The organism is Nocardia sp. IBHARD005 (genome assembly GCF_052814245.1).
Genome location: NZ_CP199935.1, coordinates 3360088 through 3377420 on the forward strand (window position 1 = coordinate 3360088; position 17333 = coordinate 3377420).

General features: G+C 68.6%; 19 protein-coding genes. 13 read left to right on the forward strand and 6 right to left on the reverse strand.

Going from position 1 to position 17333, the window contains the following annotated elements; genetic code table 11:
• Positions 1-14 precede the first annotated feature (14 nt).
• Positions 15-218 carry a hypothetical protein gene (locus tag ACTWPB_RS15630; protein WP_446221398.1) on the reverse strand — a complete coding sequence of 68 codons (204 nt, stop codon included), beginning with the start codon at positions 216-218 and terminating at the stop codon, positions 15-17.
• On the opposite strand from ACTWPB_RS15630, the gene ACTWPB_RS15635 reads away from it, so the two are divergent.
• The 5 genes from ACTWPB_RS15635 (at position 217) to ACTWPB_RS15655 (ending at position 4483) form a co-directional block, all read left to right on the forward strand.
• A complete protein-coding gene (locus ACTWPB_RS15635) occupies positions 217-1437 on the forward strand; it encodes a cysteine desulfurase family protein (RefSeq protein WP_446221399.1) in 1221 nt (406 codons plus the stop codon). The genes ACTWPB_RS15630 and ACTWPB_RS15635 overlap by 2 nt on opposite strands.
• A complete protein-coding gene (gene mnmA, locus ACTWPB_RS15640; RefSeq protein ID WP_446221400.1) occupies positions 1437-2552 on the forward strand; it encodes a tRNA 2-thiouridine(34) synthase MnmA in 1116 nt (371 codons plus the stop codon). Before ACTWPB_RS15635 ends, mnmA begins: the two co-directional genes overlap by 1 nt.
• A gap of 127 nt (positions 2553-2679) precedes the next feature.
• Positions 2680-3750: a methionine synthase gene (locus ACTWPB_RS15645; protein WP_446221401.1), complete on the forward strand. Its 1071-nt coding sequence runs from the start codon at positions 2680-2682 to the stop codon at positions 3748-3750.
• Between the two features lie 69 nt (positions 3751-3819).
• Positions 3820-4059 carry an AbrB/MazE/SpoVT family DNA-binding domain-containing protein gene (locus ACTWPB_RS15650; RefSeq protein WP_378912555.1) on the forward strand — a complete coding sequence of 80 codons (240 nt, stop codon included), beginning with the start codon at positions 3820-3822 and terminating at the stop codon, positions 4057-4059.
• A complete protein-coding gene (locus ACTWPB_RS15655) occupies positions 4052-4483 on the forward strand; it encodes a type II toxin-antitoxin system VapC family toxin (RefSeq protein ID WP_446221402.1) in 432 nt (143 codons plus the stop codon). The genes ACTWPB_RS15650 and ACTWPB_RS15655 overlap by 8 nt, the downstream gene beginning before the upstream one ends.
• Positions 4484-4530: 47 nt before the next feature.
• Here ACTWPB_RS15655 and ACTWPB_RS15660 read toward each other — a convergent pair whose 3' ends face one another.
• Complete coding sequence (locus ACTWPB_RS15660) at positions 4531-4884, reverse strand: hypothetical protein (protein WP_446221403.1); 354 nt, start codon at positions 4882-4884, stop codon at positions 4531-4533.
• A gap of 261 nt (positions 4885-5145) precedes the next feature.
• Between ACTWPB_RS15660 and ACTWPB_RS15665 the strand changes: the two genes are divergently transcribed.
• From ACTWPB_RS15665 to ACTWPB_RS15675, 3 genes are all read left to right on the forward strand, one after another.
• On the forward strand, positions 5146-6342 hold the full coding sequence (locus tag ACTWPB_RS15665; RefSeq protein ID WP_446221404.1) for an AAA family ATPase: 1197 nt from the start codon (positions 5146-5148) through the stop codon (positions 6340-6342).
• A 19-nt stretch (positions 6343-6361) separates the two neighbouring features.
• Positions 6362-6706, forward strand: coding sequence for a hypothetical protein (locus ACTWPB_RS15670; RefSeq protein ID WP_446221405.1), 345 nt, complete (start codon positions 6362-6364; stop codon positions 6704-6706).
• A gap of 70 nt (positions 6707-6776) precedes the next feature.
• Complete coding sequence (locus ACTWPB_RS15675; protein WP_446221406.1) at positions 6777-7292, forward strand: GNAT family N-acetyltransferase; 516 nt, start codon at positions 6777-6779, stop codon at positions 7290-7292.
• A gap of 6 nt (positions 7293-7298) precedes the next feature.
• On the opposite strand, the gene ACTWPB_RS15680 is transcribed toward ACTWPB_RS15675, so the two are convergent.
• On the reverse strand, positions 7299-7949 hold the full coding sequence (locus ACTWPB_RS15680; protein WP_446221407.1) for an amino acid-binding protein: 651 nt from the start codon (positions 7947-7949) through the stop codon (positions 7299-7301).
• A 288-nt stretch (positions 7950-8237) separates the two neighbouring features.
• Between ACTWPB_RS15680 and gatC the strand changes: the two genes are divergently transcribed.
• Both gatC and gatA read left to right on the forward strand, forming a co-directional pair.
• Positions 8238-8534 carry an Asp-tRNA(Asn)/Glu-tRNA(Gln) amidotransferase subunit GatC gene (gene gatC, locus ACTWPB_RS15685; RefSeq protein WP_378912547.1) on the forward strand — a complete coding sequence of 99 codons (297 nt, stop codon included), beginning with the start codon at positions 8238-8240 and terminating at the stop codon, positions 8532-8534.
• On the forward strand, positions 8531-10018 hold the full coding sequence (gatA, locus tag ACTWPB_RS15690) for an Asp-tRNA(Asn)/Glu-tRNA(Gln) amidotransferase subunit GatA (protein WP_446221408.1): 1488 nt from the start codon (positions 8531-8533) through the stop codon (positions 10016-10018). The genes gatC and gatA overlap by 4 nt, the downstream gene beginning before the upstream one ends.
• Positions 10019-10240: 222 nt before the next feature.
• Here the strand turns inward: gatA and ACTWPB_RS15695 are convergent, their stop codons facing one another.
• Together ACTWPB_RS15695 and ACTWPB_RS15700 are read right to left on the reverse strand one after the other, a co-directional pair.
• Positions 10241-10672, reverse strand: a complete 432-nt coding sequence (locus ACTWPB_RS15695) for an SRPBCC family protein (protein ID WP_446221409.1) — start codon at positions 10670-10672, stop codon at positions 10241-10243.
• 40 nt (positions 10673-10712) lie between these two features.
• Positions 10713-11483, reverse strand: a complete 771-nt coding sequence (locus tag ACTWPB_RS15700; protein ID WP_446221410.1) for a hypothetical protein — start codon at positions 11481-11483, stop codon at positions 10713-10715.
• Positions 11484-11650: 167 nt separating this feature from the next.
• On the opposite strand from ACTWPB_RS15700, the gene ACTWPB_RS15705 reads away from it, so the two are divergent.
• Both ACTWPB_RS15705 and ACTWPB_RS15710 read left to right on the forward strand, forming a co-directional pair.
• Positions 11651-12814, forward strand: a complete 1164-nt coding sequence (locus tag ACTWPB_RS15705) for a sensor histidine kinase (protein ID WP_446221411.1) — start codon at positions 11651-11653, stop codon at positions 12812-12814.
• A gap of 77 nt (positions 12815-12891) precedes the next feature.
• Complete coding sequence (locus ACTWPB_RS15710) at positions 12892-13557, forward strand: response regulator (RefSeq protein ID WP_446221412.1); 666 nt, start codon at positions 12892-12894, stop codon at positions 13555-13557.
• Between the two features lie 10 nt (positions 13558-13567).
• On the opposite strand, the gene ACTWPB_RS15715 is transcribed toward ACTWPB_RS15710, so the two are convergent.
• A complete protein-coding gene (locus ACTWPB_RS15715) occupies positions 13568-14464 on the reverse strand; it encodes a hypothetical protein (protein WP_446221413.1) in 897 nt (298 codons plus the stop codon).
• Positions 14465-14619: 155 nt separating this feature from the next.
• On the opposite strand from ACTWPB_RS15715, the gene ACTWPB_RS15720 reads away from it, so the two are divergent.
• Entirely contained in the window at positions 14620-17265 is a 2646-nt protein-coding gene (locus ACTWPB_RS15720) for a protein kinase domain-containing protein (protein ID WP_446221414.1), read from the forward strand.
• Positions 17266-17333: the final 68 nt, after the last annotated feature.

Here is a 17333-nt window from a genome sequence, read left to right on the forward strand (position 1 = left end):
TTGTCCGCGGGTCACTAGGACCACTGCGCGACGCCCGCTCTTCGTCCTTCGCAGCCGACCGCCTCGGCCATCTCACCGGCCTGCTTGCCGCCGATCCGGGAATACAGATAGGTGATACACGTGTTGGAAATCCTGGGTAAATCGTAGAAAAATCGTAGAAAGCAGGGGTGGACCCCGAAGATGACCAGGTCAGCGGTGGTATAGGCTTTGTCGGTCATGAAGTCGGCTTATTCGGGTCCGGTCAACGGTGCGCCCAAGACGGTCTACCTCGATCACGCGGCGACCACTCCGATGTTGCCTGCCGCGGTCGAGGCGATGACGGCTGCCCTCGGGGTGGTCGGTAACGCGTCCTCGCTGCACGGTTCGGGCCGCGCGGCGCGGCGGTCGCTCGAGGAGGCGCGTGAGTCGATCGCGGCTGATCTGGGTGCTCGACCGTCCGAGGTGATCTTCACTTCCGGGGGCACCGAGAGCGACAATCTGGCTGTCAAGGGGATCTTCTGGGGGCGTCGCGCGGCTGATCCGCGGCGCACCAGGATCGTCACCAGCGCGGTCGAGCATCACGCGGTGCTCGATGCGGTCGAGTGGCTCGAGAAGCACGAGGGCGCGCAGGTCAGCTGGCTGCCGGTCGACGCCGACGGTGTCGTATCGCCGCAGGTGTTGCGTGAGGTGCTCGCCGCGTATGCAGACGAGGTGGCACTGGTCAGTGTGATGTGGGCCAACAACGAGGTCGGGACTATCGAACCGATCGCTGAATTGGCCGCTGTCGCACAGGAATTCGGCATTCCGATGCACAGTGACGCGATCCAGGCGGTGACCCAGATTCCGGTCGACTTCGCCGCGAGCGGGCTGGCCGCACTGAGCGTGGCCGGCCACAAGGTCGGCGGTCCGCACGGGATCGGGGTGCTGCTGCTCGGCCGCAACGTGCCGTGTGTGCCACTGGTGCACGGCGGCGGACACGAACGCGACCTGCGCTCCGGTACCTCCGATGTGGCCGCGGCGATCGGGATGGCCGCCGCGCTGCGCGATGCCGTCGCCGACCTGCCCGCGCGCGCTCAGCAGTTGCGTGCGCTGCGCGAGGCGTTGATCGACGGTGTGCGGGCCGCGGTGCCGGAGGCCGTGCTCAACGGCCCCACCGATCGGCTGCCCGGCAACGCTCACTTCACGTTCCCCGGTTGCGAGGGTGACTCGCTGCTCATGCTGCTCGACGCCGCCGGTGTCGAATGCTCGACCGGTTCGGCCTGCAACGCGGGGGTCGCCTCGCCCAGCCATGTGCTGATCGCGATGGGTGTGCAGCCGTGGCAGGCGCGCAGTTCGCTGCGCTTCTCGCTCGGTCACACCTCGACCGCGGCCGATGTCGAAACACTGTTGACCGTGCTGCCGCAGGTCATCGATCGGGCCAGAGCCGCAGGCTTGGCCGGCGCTAGAGGAGGTGCCTGATGAAAGTTCTCGCCGCGATGAGTGGTGGTGTCGATTCCGCGGTGGCCGCGGCGCGGGCCGTGGACGCGGGTCACGAGGTGGTCGGCGTGCATCTGGCCCTGTCGGCGAACCCGGGCACGCTGCGCACCGGGTCGCGTGGCTGCTGCTCCAAGGAGGACGCCGGTGACGCGCGTCGCGCCGCCGATGTGCTCGGAATCCCGTTCTACGTCTGGGATTTCGCCGATCGCTTCAAGGAAGATGTGATCGACGACTTCGTCGCCGCCTACGCCGCGGGGGAGACCCCGAACCCGTGCCTTCGCTGCAACGAGAAGATCAAGTTCTCCGCGCTGGCCGACCGTGCGCAGGCGCTCGGCTTCGATGCCGTGGTCACCGGGCACTACGCCCGGCTCGACGAGGGTGTCCTTCGCCGCGCTGTCGACGCAGACAAGGACCAGTCCTATGTGCTGGCGGTGCTCACCGCCGAGCAGCTCGCGCGGGCGATGTTCCCGGTCGGTGATACCCCGAAGCCACGGATCCGTGCGGAAGCGGCCGAGCGCGGGCTGGCGGTGGCGAACAAGCCCGACAGCCACGACATCTGCTTCATCCCCTCCGGCGATACCCGCGCTTTCCTCGGTGCCAAGATCGGCATCCGTCCTGGTGCGCTGGTCGATTCCGACGGCACGGTGCTCGGCAATCACGAGGGTGTGCACGGATTCACCGTCGGCCAGCGCAAGGGCCTGGGCCTGCGCCACACCGCCGCCGATGGCAAGCCGCGCTATGTGACCGGGATCGACCCCGATTCGGGGACGGTCAAGGTCGGTTCGGTCGAGGACCTGCAGGTCGACATCATCACCGCCGACCGCGCGATCTGGACCTCCGGCGTTCGCCCGACCTCGTCGGTCGAGTGTGTCGTGCAGGTCCGCGCGCACGGTGGCACCGCGCCTGCCGTGGTCGAGCCCGACGGTAACGGCTTCGTCGCCAGGCTGGCAGAGCCGCTCACCGGCGTCGCCAAGGGCCAGGCCATCGTGCTGTACCTGCCCGATGCCGACGGTGGCGACACGGTGATCGGCAGCGGCACCATCAACGGCACAGACCGCACCGATATCTCCGCGGACGCCGCCGACGCCTCTGCCTGAGCGTGCGGGCAAGATAGCCGAAGGCGGGTCCGTGCGTCGTACGGTCGGCGTGCGCGGTCCGTGGAGCGTGGTGTCCTCACCGACCGGGTGGTGACCGGCGTCCGACGACTCGAAAGGTGTTGAGCGCGTGACACTCTGGCGAAGCGAGAATTCCCGGGAGGCGCCGGAGCCTGTCGGCCTGCTCGTCGGTGGGACCGCCACCGGCGTGGGCTCGTGGCCCGGCACCGATCCGCGCGAGGCCGCCGCGACGATCATCGGCGAACTGCCCGCCCTCCCGCACCTGGTCGAACTACCCGAGCGTGGCATCGGCGCCGACATGATCGGCCGTGTCTCGGCGCTGCTGGTCGACCTGCGTTTCGATGCCACGACCCGCGGTTACCGCCTGGCCGCCCGCCCGACCGGGGTTTCGCGGCGTGCGCGGGACCTGATGCACGCCGACCTCGATGCCATCGAAGAGGCGTGGGAGACAGCGGGTTTGGCGGGCACCGGCCGTGTGGTGAAGATCCAGGCCGCCGGTCCGCTCACTCTCGCCGCCGAGGTGGAACTGCCCGGCGGGCATCGCATTCTCACCGATTCCGGTGCGGTACGCGATCTTTCGGAATCCCTCGCCGAAGGGCTGGTCCGCCACGCCGCCGAGATCCGCAAACGACTGGGCGCCGAGGTGGTCATCCAACTCGACGAACCTCAGCTCACCACGGTTCTCGAGGGCTCCCTGCAAGGCCCCAGCATCCTGAATACCATCCGTGCGCTGCCGGAGCCGGACACCCTGCACATCCTCGACACCGTCATCAACGCCCAATCATCGCCAGTCCTATTGCACACCTGCGCTTCTCGACCCCCGCTCACCACCCTGGGCCGCACGGCAGCAGCGGCGATCTCCTTCGACGCCGCGACGATCACCACCGCCGACCTCGACGCCCTCGGTGAAATCATCGACTCCGGCAAGAAGATCGCCCTCGGCCTGACCCCCACCACCCCACCCACGGCTCCGGCCACCTGGCGCGACATCGCCGAGCCCGCCGTCCGCCTCATCGACCGCCTCGGCTTCCCCCGCACCACCCTGTCCACCCAGATCCTGGTCACCCCTTCCTGCGGCCTGGCAGGCGCGCCCCTGCCCTGGGCCCGCAAGGCTCTGGCCCTCACCACCGACGTCGCCCGCGCCTTCGCCGAAGAACCGGAGTCGATCACCTTCGAATAGCGGTGTTCCCATCAGGTGATCTGCGGCGTTATCATCTATTACGCCGTTACCTATTAGATGGAGGCTGACATGCGGATGAATGCGAACGGTCAGGTGACCATCCCTGCCGAGCTGCGGTCGAGGTTCAATCTGAAAGAAGGAGACGAGCTCGATGTCATCGAAGACGGCGGCACGTTGCGCATCGTGGTGAGTGGCGGCGCGGACAGTCCCGGCGAGCGGCTCGTTCGGCAGATGCGACGGCACCGGTTCGACAATCCCGAAGTCGCAGGCCTGACGACCGACGAGATCATGGCGCTGCTGCGTGACTGAATCGGTCACCGCGCTGCGGCGCGCTACCTTGGTCGACAGTTGCGTGCTCATCGATGTGCTCGACGGCGACCCCACGTGGGAACAATGGTCGGCATCCGAATTGTCCGCCGCGCGCAACGCCGGCCGCGTGGTGATCAATCCGCTGATCTACGCGGAGGTTTCGATCGGCTACGCGACGAAGGAATCAGTGGAGGCCGCATTGCCGGCCCAGTCCTTCGACCGTGAGCAGCTGCCCTGGGACGCGGCCTTCCTCGCTGCCAGAGCCTTCCTCGCCTACCGTCGGCGGGGTGGCGACAAGCGGTCACCGCTGCCCGACTTCTACATCGGTGCGCACGCCGCGATCAGCGGGTACCGACTGCTCACGCGCGACGCGGCGAGGTACCGAACCTACTTCCCCACGGTCGAGGTCATCACGCCGGAATAAGCCCGCCACGTGCGGGAACGGTCATCGGATGCGACGTCGGGCCCGCGTCAGTTCGGGGTGACGGTGACCGTGTTGCCGATCTGGGTCTTCATATCGAACGACCCGCACTGCCCATTGCTGAGCTCCTGAGTGCGCAGCGGCCGCTTCTTGATGTTGGTCTGGATCTCGACTGTCACGTCGGTGCCGGCCATCGAGCACACCTTCGACACCGGTGCCTCGGTGTAGGAGACCGACCCCGCACCCTGACACGAGTTGGTCGAGTTCCCGAGGAATACCCGAGCCGTCCCCGTCGGGCACGGATCCGCCATCGCTGCGGGTGCACTCACCACAGCGGCAGGCACGAGCGCGGCCGCCGTCACGGCCGCAACGACAACGCCGCGAACAACAATCCGAACCGCCATCACACGCACCCATCCTCTTCGCCGAACGCCCAACTCCGCGACCAACCAGCCACAGTGCCCAGCACCTTAGTGCGTCGCGATCGAACCCGCCCGGTTTAGTTGCCCTCTCTCGTGAGCTACTCGCGGACCCACGCAGGTTGCTCCGTACGACGGTCGACCGCACTCGGGTCCGGCCGGGAATTCCGGTGAGGCCGTCGGCCTGCCGCGTCGACGAGGGCCCACGTCCCTTAGTCTTGCCAAGAATCTCGGAGAGGCGGACCTTTGCTGCGCAGTTTTCAGGTGACCAATCATGGATCGCTGGCGGAGGTTCAGCAATTGCGGCTGACCAGGGGGGCAGGTGGGCCGCTGGCGGTGCCGGTGACCGCGGTGCACGGGGTGGCGGCCGCTGGGAAGACAAGCTTGATCGATGCGCTCGCGCAGATGCGGGATGCGGTACTGAATTCGGTGAGCGGGTGGGACCCCTATGCGGGCCCCGTGCGACGTCCGCATCTCGGGTTTGCCGATCGCCCAACGGAATTCGTCGCGGGGTTCGTTGCCGAGGGCGTGCCTTATACCTATGGGTTCCGGCTCGACAACGCCGATGTGGTCGCGGAGTGGTTGTACACCCATCCCCGGTCGCGCAAGCGGATCGTGTTCGAACGCCAGGGTGACGAGGTCAAGATCGGGCCGATGTTCGAGGCGGCTCGATACGGGGTGGCGGCGTTGGTGCCGTTGCTGCGGCCGAACGCGTTGCTGTTGAGCCTGGCGGGGCAGATGTATGCCGAGGCACTGGTGCCCGCCTATCGGTGGTTCGCGGCGAATCTGGCTGTGCAGCAGGGTGATATCGAGGCCGACGCGCTCGCGCACGACCTCGGCGGCCACATCTCCCGTTCGCCCGACAACGCGGCACGGCTGCTGATGCTGCTGCGCACAGCCGATCTCGGGATCGAGGACCTGCTCGTCGCCGAACACGATCCGATGTACGCGGACTACCTGCGTGATCTGGACGCCGAAATCAGCGCGCTGGCAGGTCATCTCGACCACCCCGAGCAGATTCTGGTGGAACGCGAGCTGAGTACTCTTCGCGCGGCGCGTGACGCGCTGTACCGGCGCATGGTCGACCGTCGCGGCGCGGGACTGAGCCTGGTGCACGAGGGCATCGATGTGGCGTTCGAACTGGCCGACGAATCCACCGCCACCCGCTCGCTGCTGCGCGTGCTGCCGGCCATGCTGGAAGCCCTCGACTCCGGCCAGGTGCTCGCGGTCGACGATCTCGGCGTCGGCCTGCCGGTCGAGGAGACCGACCGCCTCGTGCAGCTGTTCCAGAACCCGGAGACCAATTCCCGTGGCGCACAACTGATCTACACCACCGCCGACCGCGCGCTGATCGACCGAGGCAACGGACGCTCCCAGCGCACCCGCACCGCCGTGTGGCAGATGCGCCGTTCGCTGGGGGTCAGCGAGCTCACACCGCTGTAGCCGGGCCTAGCATGGGCGCATGCTCGAAGTGGTGATGGCGGTAGCGCTGGTTACGATGCTGGCGGTGACGATCGGTGCCGTTGTCGCCGGACGGACCGGCCGGGGTAGGGCGAACCTCGAGCACGGCTCGCTCGCTGTGACCGGTGTCAGCCCGCTGCCCGCGATGATCGGCGAGCACTACGTGACAATCACCGGCACCGTCACCGGCCCCTCGATCACCGGCAAGGTCGTCTATCGCCGCTTCGCCTGGGATGCCGCCCACTGGCCCGCCCCCGGCGACCACCTCGCCATCGCCTACCCGCCGCACAACCCCGACGACTGGCACGCCGACCACCCAGGCCTGCGCCCCTACCTGGGCTCCTGAGCGACCTCACCGGCCTCCCGAGGCATGGGTGAGTCGGAGCTCACAAGCCTCCGAATGGGATCATTTCGGGATGCACGGCACTGAGAACCAGACCACCGGACTTCTGATCCGCCCCGCTCACCCCGACGAATACGACGCGATCGCCGCGCTGACCGTCGAGGTGTACGTGGGCGACGGCTACGTCCCCGACGGCGACGATTACGTTCGGGAACTCGCCGACGTCGCCCACCGGGCGGCCGAGGCCGAGGTCCTTGTCGCCGTGCACGACGGGCGGGTTGTCGGCTCGCTCACTGTCGCGAAGCCGGGCACGCGCTATGCCGAGATCGCCCAGCCCGGTGAACTCGAGTTCCGCATGCTCGCGGTGTCGAAGCAGGCGCGCGGACTCGGTGTGGGCACCGAACTGGTTCGCGCCGTCATCGACGAGGCGAAATCAGGCGACTTCGAGGCGGTCGCGCTCACCACCATGTTCTCGATGGTCGACGCTCACCGGATCTATGAGCGGCTCGGCTTTGCCGGTGTTCCCGAACGCGATTGGGCCACCCACGACGGGCTGCAGCTGTTCGTCATGCGGCTCGCGCTGCGCTGACCCGCCTCAGTTCAGCACGGTGGCGACGATGCCGGCGAGGTAGCCGAGCCGTGCCACTTCCGACGGGCGGAAGTCGGGCCCACCGGGGCGGCCGAGGAGCAGCGCCCTGCCGGTGTTGCCCAGCGGTGCGGCGGCGAGTTTGGTATCCATGTCGCGCCAGATCTCCGGCACCCAGTCGGCGTCGCCGTCGAGCCACATCGGCTTCTCGATGGGCATCCACGGCGCCGAACCCGCTTGTGTCTCAGGGGCACTCGGGCTGCCGACGATGCGGTAGGCGCCCGCGGGGCCGAGGCCGATGATCGTGGACCAGCCGACGCGCAGCACGCGGGGGCAGCCGTCGACGAGAACCTGGAGGCGGTCGTCGCGGGCGCTGGCGACCTGGTCGATCAGTTCCAGCTCGCGGTGGGTGTCGAGCACGCCGGAGTACGGGCGAATCGAGTCGACGCTCACATCGCGCACCGATTCCGCGGCGGTGATGAGGGTGTCAGGCAGTGCGCCGGTGGGGACTTCGACGACGAGATCGTCGATCGCGAAGCCGGCGCCGCGTTCCACGACATCGAGCGAGAGAATGTCCGCGCCGACCCCGCCGAGGGCGAGTGCGAGGGAGCCGAGGCTTCCCGGTCGATCCGGAAGTTGCACGCGGAGCAGGTATGACACGTGCGTTCCTTTCCTTGCCGGCCGGGGTTGTTCGAGACGAATACCCGGTGAAGCAATACTTACACCCCTGAACGCGAGTTCTCGACCCGAAGTATGACCCCGCCGGCGCGACATGCGCGAACTTTCGTGCCAGGCGGGTGCGTCCGAGGTGCGGGGGCGGGCGCGTCGAAACCCGTCGGAGTCGCCGATCAGGCGTACCTCCGGCCATGCGCAGGCTGTGGATTGCTCCGCAACTGTGTGAATTAGGCTGTACCGATACTGCCCACCGAAGCCGAAAGGGGTCCCGCGGTGCCCGCAATCTCCCGCGACGAGGTCGCTCACCTCGCCCGGCTGTCCCGGCTGGCGTTGACCGACGCCGAACTCGACCAGTTCGCCGGTCAGCTGGATTCGATCCTCAGCCACGTGCAGACCATCACCGAGGTCGCCGCCGACGTCCCCGCCACCGCGTCGCCGAACCCGACGACCAATGTGACCAGGCCCGATGCGGTCACACCCGGCCTCACCCCCGAGCAGGCGCTGGACCAGGCGCCCGCCGTGGAAGAACAGCGTTTCCTGGTCCCGCAGATCCTGGGAGAGGGCGAATGACCGAGTTGACGCAGCTGTCGGCTGCGGAGCTGGCGAGCAAGATCCACGGTGGCGAGGTGTCCTCCACCGAGGTCACCCAGGCGCATCTGGATCGCATCGGCAAGGTCGACGGTGAGCTCAACGCCTTCCTGCACGTCGCGGGTGACCAAGCCCTCGCCGCCGCCGCCGTGGTCGACGCCGCGCTCGCCGCGGGCGAGACCCCCGCCTCGTCGCTGGCGGGAGTTCCGTTGGCGCTCAAGGACGTTTTCACCACCACCGACATGCCGACCACCTGCGCCTCGAAGATTCTCGAGGGCTGGATGTCGCCGTACGACGCGACGGTCACCTCCCGGCTGCGCGCCGCGGGCATCCCGATTCTCGGCAAGACCAACATGGACGAGTTCGCGATGGGTTCCTCCACCGAGAACTCCGCCTACGGTCCGACCCGCAACCCGTGGGACACCACCCGCATCCCCGGTGGTTCCGGTGGCGGTTCGGCGGCGGCGCTGGCCTCGTTCCAGGCACCCCTTGCCATCGGCACCGATACCGGCGGCTCTATTCGTCAGCCCGCCGCGGTCACCGCGACGGTCGGCGTGAAGCCCACCTACGGCACCGTTTCCCGCTACGGCCTGATCGCGTGCGCGTCGTCGCTGGATCAGGGTGGTCCGTGTGGCCGCACCGTGCTCGACACCGCCCTGCTGCACGAGGTGATCGCCGGGCACGACCCGCGCGACTCCACCTCGCGCAAGGTGGCGGTGGCGCCCGTCGTCGCGGCCGCCAAGCAAGGTGCCAACGGTGACCTGACCGGCGTGCGCGTCGGCGTGGTGCGCGAATTGCACTCCGACAGTTACCAATCCGGCGTGCTGGCCTCTTTCGACGCCGCGGTCGCGGTGCTGAAGGAACTCGGCGCCGAGGTGATCGAGGTGTCGTGCCCGAGCTTCGAGTACGCGCTGTCCTCGTACTACCTGGTGATGCCGTCGGAGGTGTCGTCGAACCTGGCGCGCTTCGATGCCATGCGCTACGGCCTGCGCGTCGGTGACGACGGCAGCCACAGCGCCGACCAGGTGATGTCGCTGACCCGTGAGGCCGGTTTCGGGCCCGAGGTCAAGCGCCGCATCATGATCGGCACTTACGCGCTGTCGGCGGGCTACTACGACGCCTACTACGGCCAGGCCCTGAAGGTCCGCACGATGATCGCGCGCGACTTCGACGCCGCCTACGAAAAGGTCGACGTGCTCGTCTCGCCGACCAGCCCGTTCACCCCGTGGAAGCTGGGCGAGAAGGTCGACGACCCGCTGGCCATGTACCTGTCGGACCTGTGCACCCTGCCGACCAACCTGGCGGGCCACCCCGGCATGTCGGTGCCCTCGGGTCTGTCGGCCGACGACAACCTGCCGGTGGGTCTGCAGATCATGGCGCCCGCGCTGGCCGACGACCGCCTGTACCGGGTGGGCGCGGCCTACGAGGTGGCGCGTGGTGCGCTGCCGAGCCCGAGCGCGGTCTGAGGATACCTGCGAACCAGGGTGCGCCGGACTGAAAAGTCCTGGCGCGCCCTGTTTTTCGTTCTTGGGTGTCGCCCTGGCCGGACCTCGCGCCGCCGGGCGGTCGCGCGTTCTGATGCCGCGGGGTCCTGGTTGGTCACTGCGCTCACCGTTCACTATTCGACGAAACGGCCGAAATCGCGACCGTTCGCGTCACTGGTGTGCGTTCAGCGCAGTGCTGACAGCTCAGGCCGTGGCGCGGTTGGCAACCCCTCGCGTCATCGCGCCGAAACCTGCGCGCAGATGCTTGCCGAGCGCCGCCTGCACCACGGGGCTCAACCAGCCGGCGAGGGTGAACCGGGACTCGTAGCGGCACCGGTCGGGACCGAGGGGCACGACGGTGTGCGAGCGCAGGCTGTGCAGGGCGCCGAGGGGTACCGGCTTCATCGTGTAGCTGAACTCGACGCCGGGGGTGTGGGTGCGGATCCATTCCCGCTGCGGCCTGCGGTTGCTGCCGAGTTCGACCCGCATGTCGATGGCCGAGCCCGGTTCCAGGGTGCTCGACGCTTCGTAGCAGAAGGTGTTCCACTCGCCGTAGCGGTCGAAATCTGTGAGCACCTCCCACACCTTCGCGGCAGGGACGTCGATCTCGATCGTTTCGTCGATGACTAGAGCCATGGGTGAAAACTAGGACATGTTCTAGTTTTCGGCAACTGGATCAAGCCAACCGGCGACGTACCTTGCGCAGCGCGTCGATGATCACGGCCGAGGCCGCCGTCACCGCGAACAGACCGAGAACGGTGCGTGCGAGCGGCCAGAGGTTAGGGCGGTCGGCCGGGTCGGTCTGGGCGAAGACGTTCTCGACCACCGGTGCGCCGTACTCCTGGCGTCGCGAGTTCACGTCCACGGCGGTGAACGCGATATCGGCCATCACGGCGCAGCGGGCGCGGGAGAACTCGTCGTCGCGCAGCTCGCAGGCCGCGTGGATGCGCCGGTTCAGCGCCGCGTCCACCGAGCGGCGGGCCCACCCGCCCAGCGGTTCGTCGACCCGCTCGGCGTAGCGCAGCACGTCGTAGCCCAGGTCGTGGGCCCGGCAGGCCGGCTCGAACTCGGCGGGCAGCGTCACCGGCGAGGAGCAGCCGCCGTTCGGGTTCACCAGCAGGCCGTCCTGCGGCGCGGGGTCATAGCCGAACTTGTAGCCGAAGTCGCGCGGGATCAGCGAAGTCGCGTCGGGGCTGTCGTCGGTGAGCGCCCGCACCGCGGCGGCGGCCACCACGTTCTCGGTGCCTTCCGAGGTGGTGCCGCCCATGGCGCCCGGTGCCGACATGACCACGGCCGCTGCCATGGCCAGTCCGGCCGTGCACAGGGCGACCCCGCTACGGCGGCGATGCTGCCCGGCGGGGGTAGGAGCGGGGGCCGGCTCGGAGGCGGCGGTATCTGCGGTACGGGCCACAACAGCGGCGGGTACCGGGCTGAGCGGGGTGTTCATGGCCTCCGACGGTAAGAAGCGGGTCTCGCGGCGGACATCCCGCTGCGGACTTGTTTATCGGGGCGCACGGGAGGCAGACCCGGCGCCGGGGTCACACCAGGGTAGGGGGTCGTATTCGGTTCGTGGGTATGAGGTCCGCTGACCGGACGGTTCGTAGGCTCACTGGCATGACCGCACCACTGCGCCCCGCCGCGCGAGGAGTACCCGCACGCACCTGGTTCGACTTCGCAACGGTGCTGGTCGCACTGGTTTTGTACAGCATCGCGTGGCCCACGCTGTTCGTGACCCATGAGGTGTCGCCGGTCGCCGCGCCGCTGCTGTCGGCACTGGCGGCCTTCCCGATTCTGTTCGTGCGGGTCAACCCGGCGATGGGCTGGGCGATCTCCGCGGGTGCCGCGCTGCTGTTCTCGGTCGGCATGCAGCCGGGTGCCGACAACGACCTGCCCTTCCAGGTGGTGCACATCATCGTGCTGTTCGTGCTGCTGTTCGCGGTGGCGTTGCGGGCCTCGGTGCCGATCGTGGTCATCGCCTGGGCGGCCACCTCGATGCTGTTCGCCACGACCATGCCCGGCTCGGATACCGGTCCGCTGTGGGGCTGGGCGCTGGGCTTCGGCGCGCTGGCCCTGTTCGGCTATCTCGTGCGGATCCTGCTCGCCTCGCGGCGCAAGCTCGAGCGGCAGGAAGAGGTGACCGAACTCGAGCGCGCGCGCAGGGCGATCCTCGAGGAGAAGGCGCGCATCGCCCGTGACCTGCACGATGTGGTCGCCCACCACATGTCGATGGTGGTGGTACAGGCACAGACCGCGCCGTACCGGATCACCGACCTCGACCCGGCCGCGCGGGCCGAATTCGAATCCATCGGCGCCACCGCCCGCACCGCGCTCAACGAGATCCGGGGCCTGCTCGGGGTGTTGCGCAGCGACGGCCAGTTGCCCGAACACGCGCCGCGGCCGCGCGCCTCGGACGTGCCCGCGCTGTGCGCGTCGGCCCTGCGCGCGGGTCTGCCGGTCGACTGGACGGTGACCGGGGATCTGGAATCGGTGCCGGAGACAACCGGGCTGGTCGTCTATCGGGTGGTGCAGGAGTCGATGGCCAACTGCGCGCGCCACGCTCCGGGAGCGGCGGTGCACGTCGCGGTGGCGGTCGACCCCGGCGAGGTGAGCGTGACCGTGCACAACGCCGCGACGGCCACCGTGTCCCAACCCGGCGCGGGCGGTGGCCACGGCATCGACGGTATGCGCACCCGCGTTGTCGCGGTCGGTGGTGAACTCCACGCGGCGCCCACCCTGTCCGGCGGATTCGAGGTCTCGATGAAACTGCCCACCCACTAGGCGTACCTCCGCCTTCGCTCCGGCCATGCGCGAAAGACTGTGGAACGCTCCGGGTCTGTGCCTATTAGGGTGGTTGGGTGGCTATTACCGTTTTGATCGCCGACGACCAGGCGATGGTGCGCCAGGGTTTCGGTGCCCTGTTGGGCGCGCAGACCGACATCAGCGTCGTCGGCGACGCACCCGACGGCAAGGTGGCGGTGGCCGAGGCCAAGCGGCTGCGTCCCGATGTGGTGCTGATGGATGTGCGGATGCCGCAGATGAACGGTCTCGACGCCGCCCGCGCGATCCTGACCGCGAATTTCGATCCGCCGGTGCGGGTGCTCATGCTCACCACTTTCGACATCGACGACTACGTCTACGAGGCACTGAGTATCGGTGCGAGCGGGTTCCTGCTCAAGGACGCGCCCGCCGAGGAATTGGTGCGCGCGGTGCGGGTGGTCGCCGACGGTCAGGCGCTGCTCGCGCCGACCATCACCCGCAGGCTCATCGCCGACGTCACCCGCAGGCGCAATACCGTGCGCACCGCTCCGGCGCCCGCGCTCGGCACACTCACCCCGCGCGAACGCGAGGTACTCGAACTGGTGGCAAAGGGGTTGTCGAACACCGAGATCGCCGCGGCGCTGTTCGTGGCCGAGCAGACGGTGAAAACCCATGTCTCCAAGGTGTTCTCGAAGCTCGGGCTGCGCGACCGCGCCCAGGCGGTGGTCCTGGCGTATGAATCCGGCCTGGTCGTTCCCGGCTGAGCCGGTGCGCTCAGCGCGGGCAGACCCCGCCGCGCAGTTCCGGCAGGTGCCGGGCCAGCAGCAGCGCCATCCGGTCGAGCAGCGCGGTGGTGTCGTCGAAGGATCCCGAATCAGCTTGCGCCGCAAGGGCTACCGCGAGCTGACCGCTGCCGACGGGCACCAGTCCGAACTGGCGCACGGTGTAGATCCCGGTGACATCGTCGGGGCCCCAGCCGCCTTTGAACTCGGTGTTGTCGAGCAGGCCCAGACCCCAGCCCTGTTCCTCGGTGATCTCGCCCATCAGCGCGGTGACGACCTCGGCCTGCGGCAGACACGGCAGCCGCGACGCGAACCGCACCTGGTTGGCCAGCGACCATTCGGTGCCACCGAAGGCGGTGCCGTCGAGTTCGGTGCGGGTGCCCGCCTTTCCGGTGGCCGCGTCGCCAGCCTCGTCGAGGATCTGCTGCACGGCGTAGGCGGCTTCCGGTGCGTCACCGAGCGATTCCCACAGGCCCTCGGCGGCGTCGTTGTCCGACACCGTGATCGCTGCCTGCACCATCTCGAAGATCGACTGGTCCTGATCGTGGCGCAACGCGGCGACCGCGAGCGGGATCTTGATCGTGGACCAGGCGATGCCGGTGGTCCAGTCGCCGTAGATCGTCATCCGGCCGCCGCCGACCGGCATCAGGGCCATCCCGACCTGGCCGGGCAGCTTCGATTGCAGCTGGGTGAATTCCGCGGCCAGCGAATCGGGCAGCACGATGGACAGTCCCGGATGCCAGGCGTCTTCGCTGTTGACGGTGACCGTCGGCGCGCTCACCGCCGTCGGGGTGCCTGGCATGGTACACGAGGTGGACAGCGCGGCGGTTGCCAGCACCCCACCGAGCAGCAGCCTGCGACAGGCAGCCGCCTTTCCGGTCGACTTCACCACCGAATCCTCCCCACCACCCAGTGCGCGTGTGCTTCGGCGGTGCAAACTTCTCGTCGAGCGCGTCCGGACAGTACCGGACGACTGTTAGCAAGTTTCACCGATTTTCGGCGAGAATTCGAATGAGCGTGGTCACACGGTCGGAAGGGGGTCACATGCACGATATCGGTGAGGTGTTCGCCGGGTTCACCATCGAGGCGATGGTGGGCCAGGGCGGCATGGGCACGGTGTATCTGGCCCGGCATCCGCGCCTGGATCGGCTGACCGCGCTCAAGCTGCTCAATCGGGACCTGTTCGCCGACGAGCGAGTTCGCGCACGGTTCGAACGGGAGGCCGATCTGGCCGCCGGGCTCGACCATCCCGGCATCGTCACCGTCTACGACCGGGGGACCGAGGGCGAACAACTCTGGATCAGCATGCAGTACGTCGACGGGATCGACGCGGCAACCGTCGACCCGATGGCATTGCCGCCGGAGCGGGCCGTGCAGATCATCGAAGGGGTAGCCGACGCACTGGATTACGCGCACGGTAGGGGTGTGCTGCACCGAGATGTGAAGCCCGCCAACATCTTGCTTGCGCGCTCCACCGGTGGCCAGGGCGAGCGAGTCTTCCTCACCGACTTCGGCATCGCCCGCCTGCGTGCCGACTCCACCCACCTCACCCAGCAGGGAATGTTTACCGCGACACTGGCTTACGCGTCGCCGGAACAGATGACCGGCGCCGAACTCGACCATCGGTCCGACCAGTACTCGCTGGCTTGTTCGCTGTACTGGTTGTTCACCGGTGTGGCCCCCTTCGACTCCGCCGACCCGAACGAGATCATCCGCGGAACCCTCTACGCCCCGCCGCCACCTTTGGCGCTGCGCCGCGCGGGTCTGCCACCGATCATGGACGCCGTACTCGCCGCCGCGATGGCGAAACACCCTGCGGCGCGGTTCGATTCGTGTGTCGCGTTCGCCAAGGCCGCACGTGCGGCACTGACCTCGAAGACGCCGCCTGTCCTGCCGCGTCCGCCCGCGAACCCGGCGCCGGGCTACTACCCGCCTGCCCCGCAGCCCGGACCGGTCGCGCCTTTCCCGCAAGCGGGGATGGCGCCTGCCGGCTATCAGGCCCCGCCCATGCAGCCTGCGCCACCACTCAATTGGCAACCGCCGCCCCGCTCGCCCGCAGCTGCCCCGCCCGTGGCGGCCCAGCGACCGGGTGCGGCGCCTGCGGCTCCGTACCCGGCCGCAGGTCCCGGTGCCGCACAGCCGAACGCAGTGCCGGCACCGGGAGCGCAGTTCGTGGCGCCCCCGTCTTCCCTCGCGCCGCCTTCTGGCGGGCAGCGGTCGGACGCGCAATCTGCCGGCGTGCGGCCGTCTGGCGGACCACCGCCTGTTCCACGTGTGGTTTCGCCGGCTGACGCGAGCGCTGGATCTCTGATCACCCCTGGATCGCCTGCCGATCACGAGCCGACTGCCGAGGCCGCACCTGCGCCACCCCGCGATGACGCCAGAACACCTTCCAGCCCAATATCTCTCGACAAGCCCGCGTCGTCCGCAATGGAGCGATCGCAGGGCGGTGCGGCGATCGGCGGCGACCGCAACCCGGGATCCGCGCGCTCCGTCAGCGGAAGTTCGGCTGCGGACGGCGACGATCCGGACGAGGTATCCGCCACTGCGGCAACAGATGTCGTGTCGATGCCCGATGCGGGCGAACTGGATGCGGCGAATGCGGCGGCCCTGACCGAGGTGACGTCGATCCCTCGACCGTCGAACGCGGACCGAGCGGGACAGCTACCGCCACAGGGCGTCTCGCAGCAGGGCGGAGTTGGCCAGGCGATGCCTCTGGGCGGTGCAGGGCAGGGTGGTGTAGGCCAGCCGGGTAGTGCGGGTCAGCTCGGCAGTGCGGGTGGCGCGGGTCAGCCGGGTGGCGGGGGTCAGCCGGGTGGCGGGGGTCAGCCGGGTGGCGCGGGCCAGCCGGAAGGTGTGGACCAGTCGGGAGGGGTGGACCAGCTGGGCGCGGCAGGGCAAGTCGGTGGGGCAGTGCTGCCGGGGGGTGTGGGTCGGCAGCCCGGTACGGCGCAGCCAGGGCAGCGGGGGCCTTGGGTGGGTCCGCATCGGGGGTATTGGCCGGTGCCTCGGCGGGTTTCGGGGATACAGCGGTTCGGGTGGGTGCTGTTGGTGGCGCTTGTTCTGGTGTTGGTGGCGTTGGTTGTCGCGTTGGTTGTCGTGGTTCTGCCGCAGGATGACGACGGCGATCTCGATACCGGAGGTGGCGCGAAGAAGCCGTCGAGTTCGGTTGCGGAGGCGGAGGATTCGTTTGCGAGTGGTCGGCGGGTGTTTCCGACGCTGGTTCCGCAGGGGGAGATGAGTGATGGGGTGGGGTATCGGGGGGCGCGATGTGGGGGGGTGCGCACTGTCAGCGAATTGGCGTGGAAAGAGCCTGCGTTGCAGTGGACCCCGATCACGACTGGATGGCAGTGCGAGCGGGCCGACAATCAGGCGGGTGCGGTGAGCTACCTGGTGCTGGAGTACGCTGGCCCGGGCCAGGTGCGGTCGGTGCTGGAGGCGCTGCCCGCCACGGTTCGCTATGCGGGGGACAAGGACGGAGTGCCGTTCTCGTTGCAGCGGTGGGTGGTTCAGGATCCGGCCAGCACTCGCACGCAGACCGCGCATCAGGTGCTGAGCTTCCCCGATGACTCCGATCGCGCGAATTTCCTTGTCGTGGTGAGCCGCCGGGGCAGCAGCGGCACCGGCGGAGCCCCACGCCCCTCCGCCCAGGACGAGGTCATCGCGTGGTGGGAAGAAGTCCCCCTCTGACCGGCGCCTGACCTCGCGGCAACAGTCCCGCCGCAGCGTCAGGCGCGATGCCCGACGCTGCGGCGAGA